The sequence below is a fragment of the Cryobacterium algoricola genome, from assembly GCF_004402485.1.
In the GTDB taxonomy this organism is placed as follows: domain Bacteria; phylum Actinomycetota; class Actinomycetes; order Actinomycetales; family Microbacteriaceae; genus Cryobacterium; species Cryobacterium algoricola.
The window spans coordinates 743,928-762,247 of record NZ_SOFG01000004.1 but is presented as its reverse complement, the minus strand read 5'-3'; the positions used below and the strand labels follow the sequence as shown (position 1 = coordinate 762,247).

At 69.3% G+C, this 18,320-nt stretch carries 17 protein-coding genes; 9 read left to right on the top strand and 8 right to left on the bottom strand.

Annotated elements, in window-relative coordinates; translation table 11 throughout:
- Positions 1-3 precede the first annotated feature (3 nt).
- The 3 genes from E3O44_RS04000 to E3O44_RS03990 form a co-directional block, all read right to left on the bottom strand.
- Positions 4-1,542, bottom strand: coding sequence for a glycosyltransferase family 39 protein (locus E3O44_RS04000; RefSeq protein ID WP_166792527.1), 1,539 nt, complete (start codon positions 1,540-1,542; stop codon positions 4-6).
- A gap of 83 nt (positions 1,543-1,625) precedes the next feature.
- Positions 1,626-3,014: a sensor histidine kinase gene (locus E3O44_RS03995; RefSeq protein ID WP_166792526.1), complete on the bottom strand. Its 1,389-nt coding sequence runs from the start codon at positions 3,012-3,014 to the stop codon at positions 1,626-1,628.
- A 13-nt stretch (positions 3,015-3,027) separates the two neighbouring features.
- Entirely contained in the window at positions 3,028-3,705 is a 678-nt protein-coding gene (locus E3O44_RS03990; protein ID WP_134445835.1) for a response regulator transcription factor, read from the bottom strand.
- A gap of 119 nt (positions 3,706-3,824) precedes the next feature.
- Here E3O44_RS03990 and E3O44_RS03985 point away from each other — a divergent pair, with 119 nt between their 5' ends.
- On the top strand, positions 3,825-4,682 hold the full coding sequence (locus E3O44_RS03985) for a carbon-nitrogen hydrolase family protein (RefSeq protein WP_134532682.1): 858 nt from the start codon (positions 3,825-3,827) through the stop codon (positions 4,680-4,682).
- Positions 4,683-4,772: 90 nt separating this feature from the next.
- Here the strand turns inward: E3O44_RS03985 and E3O44_RS03980 are convergent, their stop codons facing one another.
- Together E3O44_RS03980 and E3O44_RS03975 are read right to left on the bottom strand one after the other, a co-directional pair.
- Entirely contained in the window at positions 4,773-5,159 is a 387-nt protein-coding gene (locus tag E3O44_RS03980; RefSeq protein WP_134532680.1) for a DUF7882 family protein, read from the bottom strand.
- Positions 5,160-5,275: 116 nt separating this feature from the next.
- Positions 5,276-5,998 (bottom strand): TetR/AcrR family transcriptional regulator, encoded by a 723-nt coding sequence (locus tag E3O44_RS03975; RefSeq protein ID WP_166792525.1) that lies wholly within the window; start codon positions 5,996-5,998, stop codon positions 5,276-5,278.
- 126 nt (positions 5,999-6,124) lie between these two features.
- Here E3O44_RS03975 and E3O44_RS03970 point away from each other — a divergent pair, with 126 nt between their 5' ends.
- Positions 6,125-6,886, top strand: a complete 762-nt coding sequence (locus E3O44_RS03970) for a glucose 1-dehydrogenase (RefSeq protein WP_241976003.1) — start codon at positions 6,125-6,127, stop codon at positions 6,884-6,886.
- A gap of 52 nt (positions 6,887-6,938) precedes the next feature.
- On the opposite strand, the gene E3O44_RS03965 is transcribed toward E3O44_RS03970, so the two are convergent.
- Positions 6,939-8,084 carry an alpha/beta fold hydrolase gene (locus tag E3O44_RS03965; RefSeq protein ID WP_134532676.1) on the bottom strand — a complete coding sequence of 382 codons (1,146 nt, stop codon included), beginning with the start codon at positions 8,082-8,084 and terminating at the stop codon, positions 6,939-6,941.
- Between the two features lie 243 nt (positions 8,085-8,327).
- Between E3O44_RS03965 and E3O44_RS03960 the strand changes: the two genes are divergently transcribed.
- Positions 8,328-9,413, top strand: a complete 1,086-nt coding sequence (locus tag E3O44_RS03960; RefSeq protein WP_134532674.1) for an alkene reductase — start codon at positions 8,328-8,330, stop codon at positions 9,411-9,413.
- Between the two features lie 137 nt (positions 9,414-9,550).
- Here the strand turns inward: E3O44_RS03960 and E3O44_RS03955 are convergent, their stop codons facing one another.
- On the bottom strand, positions 9,551-10,786 hold the full coding sequence (locus E3O44_RS03955) for an aminotransferase class I/II-fold pyridoxal phosphate-dependent enzyme (RefSeq protein ID WP_134532672.1): 1,236 nt from the start codon (positions 10,784-10,786) through the stop codon (positions 9,551-9,553).
- A gap of 204 nt (positions 10,787-10,990) precedes the next feature.
- Between E3O44_RS03955 and E3O44_RS03950 the strand changes: the two genes are divergently transcribed.
- From E3O44_RS03950 to E3O44_RS03930, 5 genes are all read left to right on the top strand, one after another.
- Positions 10,991-12,706 (top strand): S1C family serine protease, encoded by a 1,716-nt coding sequence (locus E3O44_RS03950; protein WP_134532670.1) that lies wholly within the window; start codon positions 10,991-10,993, stop codon positions 12,704-12,706.
- A 198-nt stretch (positions 12,707-12,904) separates the two neighbouring features.
- Positions 12,905-13,891, top strand: coding sequence for a glycosyltransferase family 2 protein (locus E3O44_RS03945; RefSeq protein ID WP_134532668.1), 987 nt, complete (start codon positions 12,905-12,907; stop codon positions 13,889-13,891).
- Positions 13,888-14,715: a CDP-alcohol phosphatidyltransferase family protein gene (locus E3O44_RS03940; RefSeq protein WP_134532666.1), complete on the top strand. Its 828-nt coding sequence runs from the start codon at positions 13,888-13,890 to the stop codon at positions 14,713-14,715. The genes E3O44_RS03945 and E3O44_RS03940 overlap by 4 nt, the downstream gene beginning before the upstream one ends.
- Positions 14,716-14,718: 3 nt before the next feature.
- Positions 14,719-15,597: a glycosyltransferase family 2 protein gene (locus E3O44_RS03935; protein WP_134532664.1), complete on the top strand. Its 879-nt coding sequence runs from the start codon at positions 14,719-14,721 to the stop codon at positions 15,595-15,597.
- A gap of 26 nt (positions 15,598-15,623) precedes the next feature.
- Positions 15,624-16,850 carry a hypothetical protein gene (locus E3O44_RS03930; RefSeq protein ID WP_134532662.1) on the top strand — a complete coding sequence of 409 codons (1,227 nt, stop codon included), beginning with the start codon at positions 15,624-15,626 and terminating at the stop codon, positions 16,848-16,850.
- Between the two features lie 8 nt (positions 16,851-16,858).
- Here the strand turns inward: E3O44_RS03930 and E3O44_RS19510 are convergent, their stop codons facing one another.
- Positions 16,859-17,923, bottom strand: a complete 1,065-nt coding sequence (locus E3O44_RS19510) for a hypothetical protein (RefSeq protein ID WP_241976001.1) — start codon at positions 17,921-17,923, stop codon at positions 16,859-16,861.
- 117 nt (positions 17,924-18,040) lie between these two features.
- Here E3O44_RS19510 and E3O44_RS03920 point away from each other — a divergent pair, with 117 nt between their 5' ends.
- Positions 18,041-18,316, top strand: a complete 276-nt coding sequence (locus E3O44_RS03920) for a helix-turn-helix domain-containing protein (protein WP_134532660.1) — start codon at positions 18,041-18,043, stop codon at positions 18,314-18,316.
- The last annotated feature ends 4 nt before the right edge of the window (positions 18,317-18,320 follow it).

Genomic DNA, 18,320 nt, shown 5'->3' with positions numbered 1-18,320 from the left:
AAACTACCTTGTCAGTTCGGTGATTGTTGTGTGTACGACCGTGGCCGTTGAGGCGACGGAAAATCCGAGGTCTTGCAGCGTGCGCAGGTCGGTGCCTGCTTTTTCTTCGCTGCTGCCTGAATACTGCACCAGCCATACCGTATCGGTGCCCGCGAGGGAATCGAGGACGCTCGTGAGCGGCCGGGTTGTGTCCCAGAGCGATCCGGTGTCCCCATATGCCGTGTCGAGGGTCACGTCCCGCAGCCCGGTGAAGGATGCCGGGTACAGGTGCAGAGCGAGCCGCGGTTTCCGCGAGGGCCGCACGCTCTCGTCGAACACGATCGCGTCGCCGGGGTGCGCACCGGCCTGGACGATCGCAGCGGCCTGGCGCCAGTCGCTCCCGGCGTTCTTGGCGTACGGGCCGCGCTGGTCGACGTAGCTCGGCACCACGGCGGCGACGAGTAGCACGAGTGCCGTGATCCTGGCCCAGCGGGGCCTGACCCAGGCCAGGGCGATCCCGAGCGCGATCGCCGCGGCCGGCGTGCAGATGGAGAGGTAGCGCAGCGAGTACATCGGCGTGACGACATGGGTGCCGATCAGCAGCGCAGCGCTCGGTATGAGCATCCAGGCGAGGACCACGCCGAACGCGGCCCGGTTCCGTTCGAGGGCGGGCACCCGTCCGCGGCCGAACCATGCGAGCGCGACAGCGAGCAGGATCAGCGCCCAGGCGATGAGCGCAGCGGGCACGTTCCCGAACCACTGGTTGACAGCCGCGTCGAGCACGCTCGTCTGGGCGCGTCGCCCGATGAATGAGAGCTGGTCCTTCTGGCTGACTCCCGCGAGCAGAACCGGTGCGGCACTGGCGAGGCCGACGACGGTCGCGACAGCCCAGGCGATCACCTGCTCGCGTCGCCTGGCCCGATCGGGCGCGAGCAGGAACACCGCGAGCCCGAGCACGGGGACGAGGAGTGCGATGTAGAGGAAGACATAGATTCCGAGGGCGAAGAGGGCGGTGAAACCGATCCAGAGCCAGATGCGCGCCGACCGGGGCGCCGCTCCGGCCCGGAGCAGGTGCACGAGCAGCACGACGAGCCACACGGCGATCGCCGCTGCGAGCGCCGTCGACCGGGCCTCTGCACCCATGTACGTCACCCGGGGGAGCACCGCGAAGACGAGGGCGGCGATCCAGGCGACCCGGGTGTCGGTCAGCATCCGCGCGAGCGTGAACGTTCCCGCCGTTGCGATTCCGATCGCAATCGCGCTCGGGAGCCTGGTGGAGAACTCGGACGCCCCGAAGAGGTCGATCCAGAAATGCAGCATCAGGTAGTAGGTGCCGTGTACGGCATCGATCGTGCCGAGCATCCGGAACAGGGACGGCAATGACCGCTCGGCGGACATCACACTCGCCGCTTCATCGCCCCAATAGGACGGGTTCCAGGACCCCGCGAGCGAGATCAGCAGGCCGAGAACACCGAAGTACAGCGGGGCCAGCTGCCGATGGGTGGGCCAGGATCGCCGCTGCGGGCGCAGCTCTGGATCATGTGTCACGGGCAGATAAGTCACGCCTTTACGTTATGCCACCCGGTCGGGGGTTTCCCGACAGCCCCGCACCGGGCGCCTGCGAAGGCTCTCAGTTTGCCGCCGGGTCAGGCCCGAGGGCCCGGGCCGGTGCGGGTGCGGGTGCTGCGCGGCAGGCGGATGTCGATGGCCAGACCCGTCCCCGTGTTGCGCAGGCTGATGGCCCCCTTCGCCCGGGTCACGATCGCGTGCACGATGGCCAGGCCGAGTCCCGACCCGATGGATCCGCTCGCCCGGGACTGCTCCGGCCGGGAGAACCGGGCGAAGGCCACCGGGATGAACGATTCCGGCATGCCGGGACCCGTGTCCACGACGCTCAGCAGGGCGCCCTCCGGAAGGCTGCGGAGCGTGACGGTCACAGTGCCGCGCCCGCCCATGGCGTTGATGGCGTTCGAGATGAGGTTGTCGACGAGCTGCCCGGCATTGGTCACCGAGATCGCATAGCGACCGGTCGGGTCCTCTCCCTCGATCTCGTAGTCGACATCGAGGTCCTCCCCGTTCCGCACGACCCGCGCACGGTCCACGGAAGCGGAGATCTCGGCGATCAGGTTGTCCCAGCCGCACTCCGGCGGGTCCTGCTGGCTTTCCAGTTTCGACAGTTCCAGCAGGTTGGTGGCGAGTCGGGAGAGGCGGTCGACGGTGCGCGAGGCATCGTCGATGTCCGCCTCGAGGGCGGGGGCGTCGCCGGAATTGAGATGGGCGAGTTCGAGCTGAGCCTTGAGCACGGCGAGGGGAGTGCGCAACTCGTGGCTCGCATCCGAGACCACCTGTTTCTCCCTGTCGATGCTGCGGCGGAGCCGGGAAATGAAGTCGTTGAGGGTCACCGCGAGCCGGCTGACCTCGTCCCTGCCCGCAGGGACGAGCAACTGGGCGGAGGATCCGGTCGTGCTCAGGCTCTCCGCCTCCTTGCGCAGCCGGTTGACCGGGCGGAGAGCCGCCCCGGTGAGGAGCCACGAGGCGAGGCCGAAGCCCACGGTCAGGAGCACGGTGCCCATGATGAGCACCCGGCCCAGTTCGTCGAGCAGCAGGCCGAGTGCCTCCTCGTTCCGCGCCGTGATGACGACCCAGTTGCCCTGATTGGTCACGGCCGTCGTCGTGGCGACCAGGTACCTGGCGTTGCCCGCATCGATCGTCTGCGGCGTCTCGCCGATCTTCACGAGCTCGTCGACGCGTTTCCGCAGCGCGACCGGCAACGAGGACTTGGAGATCTCGCCGTCCGGCCCGACGATGGCGATGAGCTGGCCTTCGCTCGGGCCGTCGTTCGGCTCGGTCGGATTGCGGATCAGGTCGGTCACGATCGGGGCCGCATCGCTGTGCAGCAGCGTCGTCGTCGTCTCGATCAGGATCGCCTCGACCTCGGCGCGGAAGAACACGGCGGCCCCGCTGAACAGTACGGCGGCGATCACGAGACTGCCGACGGTGATGCGGGCCCGGATCGACAGGCCGGGCAACCTCATGGACGTGCTCCGCTCACTCGACGAGTTCCACGGCATACCCGGACCCGCGCACGGTCACGATCCGCATCCCGGCCGCCGCGGAGTCGATCTTGCGCCGCAGGTAACTGATGTACTGGTCGACGATGTTCGGGTCGATATGTTCCGTGCCGTTCCAGATCTCTTCGAGGATGGTCGTGCGGTCGACGGTCGTGCCGGCCCGGCTGCAGAGCAGGCGGAGCAGCGCGACCTCCTTGGGGCTCATCGACACGGACCGGCCGGCCACGGTGACCTTGAGGTCCCGGGAATCGATGGCGAGGTTGCCGAGTTCGAGGCTCAGGGGGGTCGCCATCGACTGGCGCCTGAGCAGGGCCCGTACCCGGGCGGTGAGCTCGAGGAAGGCGAAGGGTTTGGTGAGATAGTCGTCGGCGCCGCTGTCGAGGCCGAAGACCCGGTCGTCGACGGTGTCCCTGGCGGTCAGGAGCAGCACCGGCATGGTGTTGCCGGAGTCGCGGATGCGCCGGCAGATCTCGAAACCGGTCATCTGCGGAAGCATCACGTCGATGGCGGCGAGGTCGAATTCGTTGTTATTGATCGCGATCAGGGCATCCATCCCGTTCCCGACCCTGACGATCTCGTAGCCTTCCGCCTCGAGTCCGCGTTCGATCAGCGCACCCATTTGTTCGTCGTCTTCCACGACCAGGATCTTTGTCATGCCCGCCCCTTTTGCTCGTGCGCCGGTACCTCTTCATGCTGGCACGTTCCCGGTGCGGAACGTGACCAAGTCTGTCGGTTCCGCTCCAATCGGTCGTTCCTCGTGGCTAGGCTGACGCCATGGTCGAAACCCCTCATGACGTGCCGGTGCCCGCCCGGGCGGTGTCGGTAGATCCCGCCGCCGTCGGTGTCGCCGTCGCCCAGTTCGTTCCCGGTGCCGACCGGGAGGCGAACCTCGCCGAGGTCGCCCGCCTCGCCGGCATTGCGGCCGCTCGCGGGGCACAGCTCGTCGTCTTCCCGGAATATTCCGCGTTCTTCGAGCCCTCTCTCGGGCCCGCGTTCATCGCGGCCGCGGAGCCCCTCGACGGTCCGTTCGTGACGGGGCTCGCTGCGCTCGCCGAAGGGCTCGGCCTCGTCATCGTCGCGGGCATGCTCGAGGAAGCCACGGTCGCCGGACGGTTCTCCAACACCCTCGTGGCGGTCGGGCCGACGGGCGAGGTCCTGGCTCGCTACCGCAAGCTGCACCTCTACGACGCCTTCGGCGAGCGCGAATCCGACTGGGTGCTGCCCGGCGCGATCGAGCCGCCGCAGACCTTCTCCGTTGGAGGGCTGACCGTCGGACTGCAGACCTGTTACGACATCCGCTTTCCCGAGGTCACCCGGCGGCTCGTCGACGCGGGCGCCGAGCTCGTGCTCGTGCCCGCAGAGTGGGTGCGTGGCCCGCTCAAGGAGCAGCAGTGGCGCACGCTGCTCACCGCGCGCGCGATCGAGAACACGGTCTACGTCGCCGCCGCAGACCACGCGCCGCCGATCGGCGTCGGCACGAGCATGATCGTCGACCCGATGGGGGTCGAACTGGTCACGATCGGCGAGACGACGGATGTCGGCGTCGCCTGGCTCACCACGGCGCGCCTCGACCAAGTGCGTGCGGTCAACCCCGCACTCCGGCTCCGGCGTTTCGGGATCGTCGGGGCCTAGCCGCCGAAGACCAGTCGCCGAGGTCCAGTCGCCGAGGTCCAGTCGCCGAGGTCCAGCCGCCGAGGTCCAGCCGCCGAGGGAACGGGAGGCTCAGCCTTCGCTGGCGATGGTGTCCTGCGAGGCCGCGGCGGCGCGGGAGCGGAAGCCGGGTTCCGGACGCATCACGTGGTCCTGCTCGGCCATCGCCCGTTCCTCACCCGTTGCGACGAGTCCCTGGGAGCTGTTCGCCGAGCGGGTGAGCTGGGCGAGCCACAGCGGATTGATGGTCGGCGGCTGGCCGCCGGAAAACTTGAAGTAGAGCGGGATGGCCGGGTGCAGCCAGGCGGAACTGCGACCGTCGCCAGCCTCTGCGGCATTCCGCCAGGACAAGAGGAAGCTCTCGCCGCGGCGCAGCTTCTGAACGATCACGATTTGCAGATGCGCGAGGATCCGGTCGTCGAACTCGACGGTGACCCGGTCATACGTCAACGAACCCATGGGGTGCCGCTTTCAGTCGGTGAATCCTCGCGCGAACAGCCGACCGCCCTCGTGAGGCATCCGCTAGGTTCGCTCATTAAGTGTGGTCGTAATTCCCGGTCAATACAAGGGAATCGTCAGGGGCCGACGGGACGCGCGGGCACCGGTTCGACGATGCCGTGCAGCACGAGGTCGATCTCCGCGCGGAGGGAGTCCGGCAGGCTCTCCATCGGCTCGCGCCCGAGTCCGCACCGGATCAGGGCGAGGTGCAGCAGCGAGAAGATGCTGCGTGCCGCAAGCGGGGCGTCCACCCCGGGCCGGAGCCGTTCCGATCCTCCGGGAGTCTCCGTCCCGTATCCGCTCAGCAGGGTCGCAATGGATGCCTCGAGGCCGTCGACGAGTTCGAGGGCCTCGACGCGGTAGGCTCCGGTGGGCTCGCCCCACAGGATCTCGCGCTGGTAGTAGGCGGTGTTCTCCGGGTTGAGGGCGGCCGAGGTCAGCAGGGGACGCAGCAAGGCCATGATCGCGTCCGTCGGGGCGAGCCGTGCGGCCGAAGCCGGGGCATCGTGCCGGGTGGCGCTCAGAGCCCGGCGCCACTCGGCGTTGAAGACCATCAGGAGCAGTTCGGGTTTCGAGGCCGCGTAGCGGAAGAGCGTCCCTGCTGCGACATCCGCACGGTCGGCGATGTCCTGGGTCGTGACGAACGCGTAGCCGCGCTCGGCGAAGAGGTCTTCGGCGGCCGCGAGGATGCGGCCCTGCTTGTCGCGCTTGTTGCGTTCGCGGCGGCCGGGAGCGGGGGCGTCGGGAGCATCGATGGCGGCGCCGGCGACCGATGTCCGGTCTTCGTCGGGTGCACGCACGGGAGTCCTCATTCTGGGTCGGCTTCATTCCGGGCGGATGCCGCCCCGGGCTCTTTCAATCGTAGGTTCAATCAGCTGATCCCAATATAACGGAGTACGCTCATTTTTGAGTAGATTACAGATTCTATGAACACGAAGAGAAAGGTGGTCATCATGGGCCGCGTTCAAGGCAAAGTGGCACTCATCAGTGGCGGTGCCCGCGGAATGGGGTCGTCACACGCGCGTCGGCTGATCGCAGAGGGTGCCCAGGTGGTCATCGGAGACCTCCTCGACACCGAGGGCGAAGCCATGGCGGCAGAGCTCGGCCCGGCAGCGCGCTACGTGCACCTCAACGTCACCGACGCCGACGACTGGTCGGCCGCCGTGCTGTTCGCCGTGGAGACCTTCGGCGGGCTCGATATCCTCGTCAACAACGCCGGAATCGCGAGCGCAGCGCCGATCGAGAGTTTCCCGATCGACGTCTGGACGCGCACGATCGAGATCAACCTGACCGGTACCTTCCTCGGCATGCGGGCGGCCATCCCGGCGCTCTCACGCCGCGGCGGCGGTTCGATCATCAATGTCTCGTCCGTCGAGGGCCTTCTCGGCAGCGCGGGCCTGCATGCCTACGTCGCGTCGAAGTTCGGCGTGCGTGGCATCACGAAGTCCGTCGCCCTCGATGTGGCGCCCCTCGGCATCCGCGTGAACTCGATTCACCCCGGTTTCATCGAGACCGCGATGACGAAGTCCCTCGACGTCGACATGGTCGAGATCCCGTTGCGCCGCGGTGCCAAGCCCGAGGAAGTCTCGAACCTCGTGCTGTACCTGGCGAGCGACGAGTCGAGCTACTCCACCGGCGCCGAGTTCGTCATCGACGGCGGCCTCACGATCGGCATCCCGCACAACTGATCGCTCGACCCAGCGATGCCCCGCCCTCCCCGCGAGAGCACGATTTCGGCCCTTAAGCCCTCCGCGGCTTAAGGGCCGAACGTGTACTCTCGCGGGGGGTGAGGAGCGCCTCGAGGGCGGCGAAGGGCTTCTCGATGTGGGCGAAGTGGCCGGTGCCCGTGATCGTCTGCGAGACGAAGCCGGGAATGACGGCGCCCAGCCGGGCGCTGTCCGAATCGGCCACGAAGACGTCGGCGTCACCCTGGATCGCCCGCACCGGGCAGGCGATGCGCGACCAGGATCGCGCCGGGTCATGGGCTCCGGCGAGGGCGGATGCCGCGGCGAACGCCCGCGGGCGGACCTCCGTCGCGAGGGCGGAGATCACGCTCTCGGGCACATCGTCGACCCGGCTGAACAGGGGCGCGGTGAGACCGCGGAGCAGACCCACCCGGCCGAGCCATCGCACGAGGCCGCGCCCGGCGGGCTCGACGACCGCGAGGGCGCGCATGACGGCGAGCAGGGCGGTGTAGCCGGGCAGCAGTGCGAAGCGGGTGAGCGGATGCCGCACGCTGTCGACCACCGAAAACGTCGTCGCCGACACGAGAGCGACCGACACGGTCGCCGCGGGTTCGAGTGCGGCAAGTTCGAGGGCGAGGAAGCCGCCGAGCGAATGTCCGACGACGTGCCAGCGCTCGTAGCCGAGGGCGCGGGCCGTTTCGGCGATCGAAGCCGCGACGGTGGCGATGCCGGGGGCGGGCCGGGCGGAGTGCCGAATCGAGGCATCCGCCGCACGGCGGCGTGTACTCGGGGCGCGGCTGCCGGGCTCTTCGTTCAGTGCTTCGCTGTCGCCCCAGCCGGGCAGGTCGGGAATGATCAGGTCGGACAGGGCGAGCGCTCCGGGCGCGACGCATCCCGCAGGGCCGCGGGTCGCCGCCGCCGAGAGGAGCGGGGTCCAGGTCGTCCAGGAACCGGCGGCCCCGTGCAGCAGGATCGTCGCCGTGTCGCTGCCGGTGCGGCGGCCGTGCCGCACGACCAGCGTGCCCGCGCCGAGGCGCATCGAGCTCGTGGTGAGACCGAAGCCGCGAGCGTCTGTCGAGAGCGGGAACGGGCAATATTCCTCCCGCCGAGGTCCGGTCCCGGCCGTCCCTGCCGGCACGGGAGGCATCGGCGCGGCCGGCACGGCCGTGCGGCCGGGAGTGCGGGTCATCAGGGTGGTCATGTCTGGTATTCGTCGCCGGCGCTCGATCGGTTTGGCCGCGTCGGCGATGTGGCCGCGTGGGAACGGGCCGCGACCAGTCCAACGTCGCTCGAGCCGGCTCCGGCGCCGATCGGCTGACCACAAACGGAACGCATCTGGAATAGGACGGGGTCCCTGCCCGTTGTCGGAAGCGCAACCCGTGTTCCCCTGCGCCGGCCGGTCCGACCGGTCAGGCGGAATTTCCGTACTACGAAAAGAGCGACTGTGAACTTGTTTTCCCCGCTGACCCTCGGCGACCTGCACCTGCCGAACCGCCTCGTGATGGCACCGCTGACCCGCACCCGGGCCGGCCTCGACGGCATCCCCGGACCGATGGTCATCGAGCACTATCGCCAGCGCGCGTCCCTCGGCCTGATCGTCTCGGAGGGCGTCTACCCGAGCCACGCCGGACAGGGCTACACGGGCCAGCCGGGACTCGTCACCGCTGAGCAGGTCGACGGCTGGCGTTCCGTCGCGTCCGCCGTGCACGAGGCCGGCGGCCTCATCGTCGCCCAGGTCATGCACGCCGGACGGGTCTCGCACGACCTCGTCAACGGTGGCCACGACATCGTCGCCCCGAGCGCGATTGCCATCGCCGGCGACACGCACACTCCGGAGGGCAAGAAGCCGTACCCCGTCCCGCACGCGCTGACCGAGGCCGAACTCCCCGGAATCGTCGCCGAATTCGTGCGCGCATCGCAGAACGCCATCGCGGCCGGCCTCGACGGCGTCGAGATCCACAGCGCAAACGGCTATCTCCTGCACGAGTTCCTGTCACCGGCCTCGAACCAGCGCACGGATGCCCACGGCGGCTCGCCCGCGAACCGCGCCCGCTTCGTGATCGAGGTCGCGACCGCCGTTGCCGCCGCGATCGGCGCCGGCCGGGTCGGGATCCGCATCTCTCCGGCGCACAACATCCAGGACGTGCTCGAGACGGATGCCGCGGAGACGCTCGCGACCTACACCGCCCTCGTCGACGGACTCGCACCGCTCGGCCTCGCCTACCTCAGCGTTCTGCACCAGGACCCCACCGGCGACCTGATCCAGGGGCTGCGCGCCCGCTTCGGCGGACCTCTCCTGATCAACACGGGCTTCGGCACCGTCACGACCCGCGCAGAGGCCATGGCGATCCTGGCAGACGACGTCGCCGACGCCGTCGTCGTGGGACGCGCCGTCATCGCCAACCCGGACCTCGTGCACCGCTGGCGCGACGACCTGCCGCTCAATGCCCTCGACGCGCAGACCCTCTACGGCAACACCGCCGCCGGCTACACCGACTACCCGGCGCTCGCCACCGCGACCGCCGAGTAGCCAACGCCCCGAACCGATTCGACGGACATTTCGCCGGGAAGGCGCTCAGATCGCGCTCCCACGTTGTGAAACCCACACTCTCCGTCGAATGGGTTCGGGCGGTCGCCCGGACCGGGTCTGCGCAGGCCGGTCGCGCGCTACCGCGAGGCCGGGCGTAGGGCGGCGAGCTGGGTCGCGGCCCGTTCGAGCAGGTCCACCTTCTTGCAGAAGGCGAAACGCACGAGCGAGGCATACTGCGGCCGGTGCTCCGGGCTGCAGAAGGCACCGATCGGTACGGCGACGACGCCCGCGAGGGCGGGAAGTTCGCGGCAGAAGTCCGCACCATCCGGGTAGCCGAGCGGTGCGGCATCCGCCACGATGAAATACGAGCCGTGCGGTCGCGACACCGCGAAGCCCGCGGCGACCAGGCCGCGCTCGAGGACGTCACGCTTCCCCTGCAGCGCGGCCGCGATTCCGGTGAAGTACGAATCCGGGAGATCGAGTCCCCTGGCGATCGCCGGCTGGAACGGCGCACCGTTCACGTAGGTCAGGAACTGCTTGACCGCCAGGATCGCCGTCACGAGTGCGGCGGGTGCGGTCAGCCAGCCGATCTTCCACCCGGTCGTGTTGAACGTCTTCCCCCCTGAGGAGATCGTCACGGTGCGCTCGAACGCGCCGGGAAGCGTCGCAATGGGCAGGTGCAGCACGCCGAAGGTGAGGTGTTCGTAGACCTCGTCCGTGACGATGACCGCGTTGTGCCGTTCCGCGAGCCGCACGATGAGCTCGAGCGTCTCCCGGGAGAACACGGTGCCCGTCGGGTTGTGCGGGTTGTTCACGAGAATGAGCCGCGTGCGATCGGTGATCGCCGCACCGAGCTCGTCGAGGTCCGGCTGGAAGTCGGGCGCGCGCAGGCGCACGGTGCGGTGCACACCGTTGGCGAGTGCGATCAGGCCGCCGTACGCGTCGTAGAACGGTTCGAACGTCACGACCTCGTCGCCCGGCTCGATCAGGGCGAGGATCGTCGCGGCGAGTGCCTCGGTCGCCCCCGCTGTCACGAGCACCTCGGTGCCCGGGTCGACGCCGAGGCCGTAGAAGCGCTGCTGGTGGCGTGCGATCGCCTCGAGAAGCACCGGAGAACCACGGCCTGGCGGGTATTGGTTCACCCCGTCCGTGATGGCCTGGCGGGCGGCGTCGAGTACCTCCATGGGGCCGTCCTCATCCGGGAATCCCTGCCCGAGATTGATCGCACCGGTGCGGGCGGCGAGCGCGCTCATCTCGGCGAAGATGGTGGCGGCGATCGTGCCGTCCTCGCCCAGGAGGCCGGCGCCGCGGGCCGTGCGCCGCCAGGCCCCCGGAATGTTCGCGGTCGGTACGATCTCGGGGGAGCCAGGCATGAATCCAAACTACGACATCCCCGGTGCGGAGGACTGGAGCGACCCTGCCCGTCGGCGAGGATCGCCCCTCCCGTCCGACCGGCCCGAGCTGCCACCCACCCACCCCAAGCAACATCACGGCTTCGTCATTGAATGCTCTCAGCTTGAGCGGAGGATTCGTTCAGGTTCGGGCGCAAAGCTGGCATCGCTTGGAAGGAGCACCTCATGACCGAATACCCGCAGGACCCAGACATTAATCGCGATCGTCCCGCTGCCGACGTTCCCTCCGACGCCGGTCGGACCGCCGCGTCCGGACAGTCGGCAACCGACGCCACCGACGCCACCGATGCCGATACCGGTACCGCCGAGACGACCGAGTACCCGGCCCCCGCGGCGAACGCGGACAACACGACAGAGGTCGTCGGCTTCCCGCCGGCCGCTCAGGCGACTCCCGCGCAGCCGCAGGGCGTCGCCGCGCAGACACCCGCCGCCCCGGCGCAGGCACCCCAGGCATCGCAGCCTGTCGCGCACGCAGCGAACCAGGTCGCCCAGCCGACGCTTCCCTACGCGACGGATGCCTTCGGCCGGCCCATCGGGGGAGCAGACGGCTCCGTCCCGCCGCACTTCGCGGCAACGAATGCACCCTTCTCCTACGCTCCTCAGGGCGGCGGCCCGAACGGACCCACCGGTCCGTCCTCTGCCCCCCGCCCCAAGGACCCGGCCCGCCGCCGTGCCGGACTCAGCCTCGTCGCTGCTCTCGCGATCGGCGCCCTCATCGGCGGCGCATCCGGTGCCGGCGTGACGGCGCTTCTCACGGGCGGCCAGGGCACCGGCACCCCCGTCAGCCAGGCCCAAGGGTCGAGCACCGTTGTCGTCAACAACACCGAGAGCGTCAACCAGATCACGGCGGCCACCGCCAAGGCCATGCCGAGCGTCGTCACTATCAACGCGACGAGCGGCACCTCCGGCGGCACCGGTTCCGGTGTCGTTCTCACCGCAGACGGCTACGTCCTGACCAACACCCACGTCGTGACCCTCGACGGCGCGAGCGCAGACGCGACCCTCGAAGTCACTGCCAGCGACGGAAAGGTCTACAAGGCGACGATCGTCGGCACCGACCCGATCTCCGACCTCGCGGTGGTCAAACTGACCGACGCGAGCGGCCTCACCCCGATCAACTGGGCGGACTCGAGCAAGCTCAACGTCGGAGACACCACGATCGCCATCGGAGCTCCGCTCGGCCTCTCCGGAACCGTCACCGACGGCATCGTCAGCGCACTCAACCGGAGCATCTCGATCGCCTCCTCCGCGGCGCCCAAGGCGGATACGCCCGACACGACGGCCCCGAGCACCGACAACCCCTACTTCTGGAACTTCGACCTCCCGAACAAGGACGGCAGCGCGCAGTCGACCACACCGAGCACGACGAGCAGCATCTCGCTCTCCGTGATCCAGACGGATGCCGCGATCAACCCCGGCAACTCCGGCGGCGCCCTGCTCAACTCCAAGGGCGAACTGATCGGCATCAACGTCGCGATCGCCAACGCGGGCGGATCCTCGTCTTCCGGGACGGCCGCCGGAAGCATCGGCGTCGGCTTCTCGATCCCGGCGAACCTCGCCAAGCGCGTCTCCGACGAACTCATCGCCAGTGGGAAGGCCACCCACGGCCTGCTCGGCGCGAGCATCACGACCGCGACGAGTGACACGAGCAGCACGGTCGGCGCCCTCGTCAGCGAGGTCAGCTCGGGTGGCGCCGCCGAGAAGGCAGGCCTGAAGAAGGGCGACGTCGTCACGAAGTTCAACGGAGTGCCGATCACCGACGCGAAGGACCTCACCGCCCAGGTGCGGGTGCTCGCCGCCGGCGCGACGGCCGACCTCGTCTACGTGCGCGACGGTAAGTCATACACCGTGACCGTCACGGTCGGGGAGCTCGCCAGCTAGCACCGTCCGACCCTCCTTCCACACCCTGCGCCGCCGGTCTTCGACCGGCGGCGCAGTCGTGTTTCCCGGCCCGTTCCGCAGCAACAGGGGCCCCCAAAGGGGTGGACTGGTAGTCTGGAAAGTCCGCGACGAAATGGATACCCGATCGAACAGGCAGCACACACCGGCGACGCGACCCTGATCGGCGTCTCCTATGTGATGCCCGTCCTCAACGATGTGCTGCACGTCCGGGCCGCGGTCACGAGCCTTCTGAGCCAGGACTACGCCGGCCCGTTCGACGTCACCCTGGCCCTCGCGCCGAGCATCGACGGCACCGAGGAACTCGTCGCGGAACTCGCGGAACTCGACCCGCGCATCCGTGTCGTGCCCAACGAGATCGGATCGACGCCGGCCGGGCTCAACGTCGCGATCCGCGCATCCGCCTACCCGGTCGTGATCCGGGTCGACGCCCACTCCGTCCTGCCGCGCGACTATGCGCGCGTCGCCGTCGAGACCCTCGAACGCACCGGGGCCGACAACGTCGGCGGGGTCATGGACGCCCAGGGCACCGCTCCGTTCCAGCGTGCGGTCGCCCGCGCGTACGGCACCCGGATCGGCCTCGGCGGAACGCCGCTCCATGTCGGTGGGCCTGAGGGCGCCGCGGAGACGGTCTACCTCGGCTGCTTCCGCCGGGACAGCCTCCTGCGCGCCGGGCTCTTCGACGAGACCATCAAGCGCGGGCAGGACTGGGAACTCAACCGGCGCCTCCGCGAGCAGGGCGGCACGGTCTGGTTCACACCGAGGCTGCGCGTCGTCTACCGGCCGCGGCCGAGCCTGTCCCGTCTCGCCCGCCAGATGCTGTCCACCGGAATGTGGCGCGGGGAACTCGCGCGGCGCTTCCCCGCCGACAACGGCATCCGCTATTTCGTGCCGCCGGCCATGGTGCTCCTCGTCTTCGGCGGCGTGGTCGTCGGCCTCGCCGGTTTCGTCGCGCCGTGGCTGCTGCTGGGCTGGATCGCCCCGGTCGGATACCTGCTCGTCGTCGTCCTGGCCGCCGTCGTCGTGACTCGCCCCGACGGCTGGCGCCCCGGCGTCTGGTTCCTTCTAGTCTTGCCCTGTATCCACTTCTGCTGGGGTTTCGGCTTCCTGCTCGGATACCTCAAACTCACCAGCAATATCGCGGCACGGACCGGGAGACACCAATGACATCCCACTCACACTCCACCGGCCGGGTGCGCCAGTCCCCGCCGACGTCGATCGCAGAGTTGCGCGCCGTCGCGCAGCCGCCCGAAGTGCGGCTCCGTGCGAACGCCGAGCACTGGACCGCCTCGCTCTACCTGCGCGACGTGTCGCCGTATCTCACCTGGCTGCTGCTCAAGACGAGCGTGACCGCGAACGGCGTCACGGCGCTGATGATCCTCGTCGGCTGGTCGACCGCTGCGGCGCTCCTCATCCCCGGCGTCTGGGGAGCCCTGCTCGCGCTGGTCCTCGGGCAGCTGCAGATGCTCGTCGACTGCTGCGACGGTGAAGTCGCGCGCTGGCGCGGGGAATCCTCGCCCGCCGGCGTCTTCCTCGACAAGGTCGGCCACTACTCGACCGAGGCGCTCATCCCGATCGCGTTCGGCATCCGGGCGGCGGCGTACCCGTTCGAGTCGCCGGACGATTTCCTCTGGACGACTCTCGCCCTGGTGCTCGCCCTGGTCATCGTGCTGAACAAGGCGCTCAACGACATGGTGCATGTCGCGAGGGCGAACGCGGGGCTCACCAAGCTCGCGGACACCCGCGGCGAGCAGGCGCCCGCACCCGGCCGGATATACCAGCTGCGCAGGCTCGCCCGGTTCGTGCCGTTCCATCGCCTCTACCACTCCGTCGAACTGACGATCCTGATCTTCGCCTCCGCGGTGATCGGTCGTTTCATCGGCGAACCGCTCATGGACCGCATCGTGCTCATCGCCCTCGTGCCGCTCTCACTCCTGGCGCTCGTGGGCCATTTCGTCGCGATCATGGCGTCGCGCCGCGTCCGGTCCTGAGCCGTGACCGACACCGTGCCGCCGAGGGTCGGTGTCGTCGTGCTCACCCAGGGCACCCGCCCGGATGATCTCGCCCGCGGCATCCGCTCGGTGCTCGCCCAGCAGGACGTCGAACTCGACGTGGTCTGCGTGGGCAACGGCTGGGTGCCGACCGGGTTACCGGATGCCGTCCGGGCGCTGGCCCTGCCGGAGAACCTGGGCATCCCCGCCGGTCGCAATCGCGGGGTTCCGCTCGTGACGGGCGAATACCTGTTCTTCCTCGACGACGATGCGAGCATCCCGGACCCCCGGTTCCTCAGCCGTGCGATCGCACTGCTCCGCGCGGACCCGTCGATCGGACTGCTGCAACCCCGGGTGACCGATCCGACGGGCGCCGCGGCTCCGACCCGCTGGATCCCGCGCATCCGGAAGGGGGCCGCGACCGAATCCGGCGCGGTCTTCTCGGTCTGGGAAGGCGCCGTGCTGATGCCCCGCGCTGTCTTCACGCCCACCGGAGGCTGGGCCGAACCGTTCTTCTACGCGCACGAGGGCATCGAGCTGGCCTGGCGGGTCTGGGACCAGGGCCTGCGCACCTGGTATGCAGGGAACCTAGAGGCGAACCACCCCGTCATCCAGCCCACCCGCCACGCCGACTACTACCGGCTGAACGCGCGCAACCGGGTCTGGCTCGCCCGGCGCAACCTGCCTGCCGTGCTGGTCCCGGTCTACGCCGGTTCGTGGCTCGCGATCCAGCTCGTGCGATTCCGCAGCGACCGGACGGCACTGCGGGCCTGGCTCGCCGGATTCAGGGAGGGCTGGCGCAGCGACCCGGGGGAGCGTCGCCCGATCAGCGCCCGCACGGTCTGGCGGATGTCCCTGGCCGGCCGTCCCCCGATCGTCTGACCCGGGGCCCTCGGTACTCTGGAGTGATGACCATTCGAAAAGACATCGGCCTGGCCGTCAAACTGGTCAAGGATGTCGCGGCGTCGCGCCGGGCACAGAAACGGCTCGCCGGCCGGCTCCTCGGGGACGGTCCGCTTCCGCTCGGCCGCTTCAAGATCGCCGTCTACTTCGCCGACGGCGCCGTCAACCTGTACCAGATGCGGCAGTGGTACCGGCCGCTCGCCGTGCTCGCCGAGACCTGGCCCGTCATCGTGCTGAGCCGCACCGGGACCGGTGCGCTGCCGATGTCCGAGGAATGCCCGGTGCCGGTGACCTACGTCCGCAAAGTCGCCGACCTCGAGCGGGTAGTCGACGAGCAGGACATCCGCATCGTGTTCTACGTCAACCAGAACGCCCGGAACTTCCAGATGATGCGCTACCCGCGGTGCTGGCACGTGTTCATCAACCATGGCGAGAGCGACAAGATGTACATGGTCACGAACCAGATCAAGGCGTACGACTACGCCTTCGTCGCCGGTGACGCCGCCCTGGCCCGCCTCGACCGGGTGCTCTGGGACTACGACTTCGAGAAGCGGGCGATCACGATCGGCCGTCCGCAGGCCGACCACTACAGCGGCCTTGTGCCGTACGTTCCCGACGAACGGCAGGTCGTGCTCTACGCGCCGACCTGGGAAGGCGACCGGCCCACCGCGGCATACGGCTCGATCGCGACGCACGGCGTCGCACTCGCGACCGCGCTCCTCGCTTCGCCCCGGCACCGGCTGATCTACCGGCCGCACCCGCGCAGCGGGGTCATCGACGACGCCTACGGCGCCGCGAACCGCAGGATCGTCGGCCTGATCAAGGCAGCGAACGCCCGCGATCCCGCCGCCCACCACATCTACGACACCGGTGCGGAACTCGGGTGGCAGCTCGCGGCAGCGGACGTTGCCATCGTCGACATCTCCGCCATGGTCTACGACCGACTTGCCGCAGGCAAGGCCCTGCTCGTCACCCGCCCCGCGGAACCCGCGGCCGAGATCGACACCGGCGGGTACCTCGCGGCGTGCGACTGGCTCGAGGCGTCGGCAGCCTCTTCGATCGTGGGCACGCTGGATGCGCTCGCGCACGATCCGGAGGCCGAGGCCCGGTTGGCCGTGTGGGTCGAACGCTACTTCGGCGACGCGACACCGGGGGCGGCCACCGCTCGCTTCCACGCCGCCGTGCAGCACCTGATGGAGGAGTGGGAGCGCTTCGACGCCGTCCGGCCCTGAGCGGCCTGCTACGGCCGCGGAGACGACGCGGGTTCGCGGGGCGGCAGGTCGCGCGCGGCGGCCGGGGGCCCGGATGTCGGGGGCGCAGGCGCCGGGGGACCCGAATCCGGGGGAACCGGCGTGGGCGTCCCCGACGCACCTGACTCCACCGACGCACCTGACTCCACCGACCGGCCGCGGCGCAGCATCCGTGGAACCATGCGGGGGAGCACCGTGAGGGTGCCGTGCCCGAGTTGTCCGAGCTGCGTGATGCGGTGACCGGCGACGGACCTCAGCGCGCCGGCGCGGCCGACGCCCTCGAGGCCGCCACCCTCGCGCACGATCGCCTCGCGGATACGGGGGTCGAGTTCGGGGCGGAAGCCGGCAGGCGGCCGCCCGAAGGCGAGACGGGACGAGGTCAGCACGCGCTTGCCCAGGATGTGATTGCCGGCGCCGCCGACGACGGCGCCGACGCCGAAGGGGAGCGCCTTGCCGATGAAACTCGCGGATCCGCGCGTCGCGAACTGGCGGATGAAGGAGCTCTTCAGGCGATCGGTGAGCGGACCCATCACGGCGCGCGGGATGTTCGCGGTGACCAGTTCGCCCCAGTATTTCGTTCGCACCGTTCCCGTTCCGCTGACCTGGCCGGCGAGCTGGCGGACGAGGTCGGAGCCTTCACGGCCGAGCATCATCGTCATGACGAGGGCGCGGGCGCGCTCCGGGTCGTCGACGGCAATGCCGTGCACCTCGCTGACCGATTGGGCGAACAAGGCGGTCGCCTCGAGGAACCCTGCGGTCTCGACGCCGGAGAGGGCGAGGGTCACCCCGGTGCCGACGCCGGGGATGACGGCCGTCGCCCCGACGGCCGCGCCGCCGGTCGTGACCATGGCGAGATAGCGGCGTTCGAGGATGGCGATGATCTGGGCGGGATCCGCGTTCGGCGATCGACGGCGGATTCCACGGATGTGGGCGAGCACGACCGGGCGGTGGATGGCCATGACCCGGTCGAACCCCCGGATGATGCCGGTGGGAAGCTGGCCGCCCTGGGGCAGACCCCCGGTCGTCGAGATGATGGGTTTCACTTTTCGTGCCATGTCGATGCCGTCCTTCCGATTCCCGTCGAGTTTACGTTGCTGGTGCGACAGGGGGAGATATCCACATTTTTTCCCCGGCCACTGGCGTTTTTCCCGCTACGCGCCTATAGATGGAGGATGCCGGAGCATGAGTCGGAAGCGAGCCGCCTGCTCGGCGTGCGCCTGCGGCATCGCCGGAGGGAACTCGAGCTCAACCAGGAGTCGGTCGCCCACCGGGCCGGACTCAACGTGTCCAACTACGCCAGGATCGACCGCGGCAACGGAAACCCCACATTCCACACCCTCATCCGGCTCGCGGACGTACTCAGCCTCGAGGTCGCAGACCTCGTCACCGGCCTGACCAAGGAGCAGCTGCCGCCCGATCGCGACAGTCTCGGCCTCGTCGATCCCTGAAGAG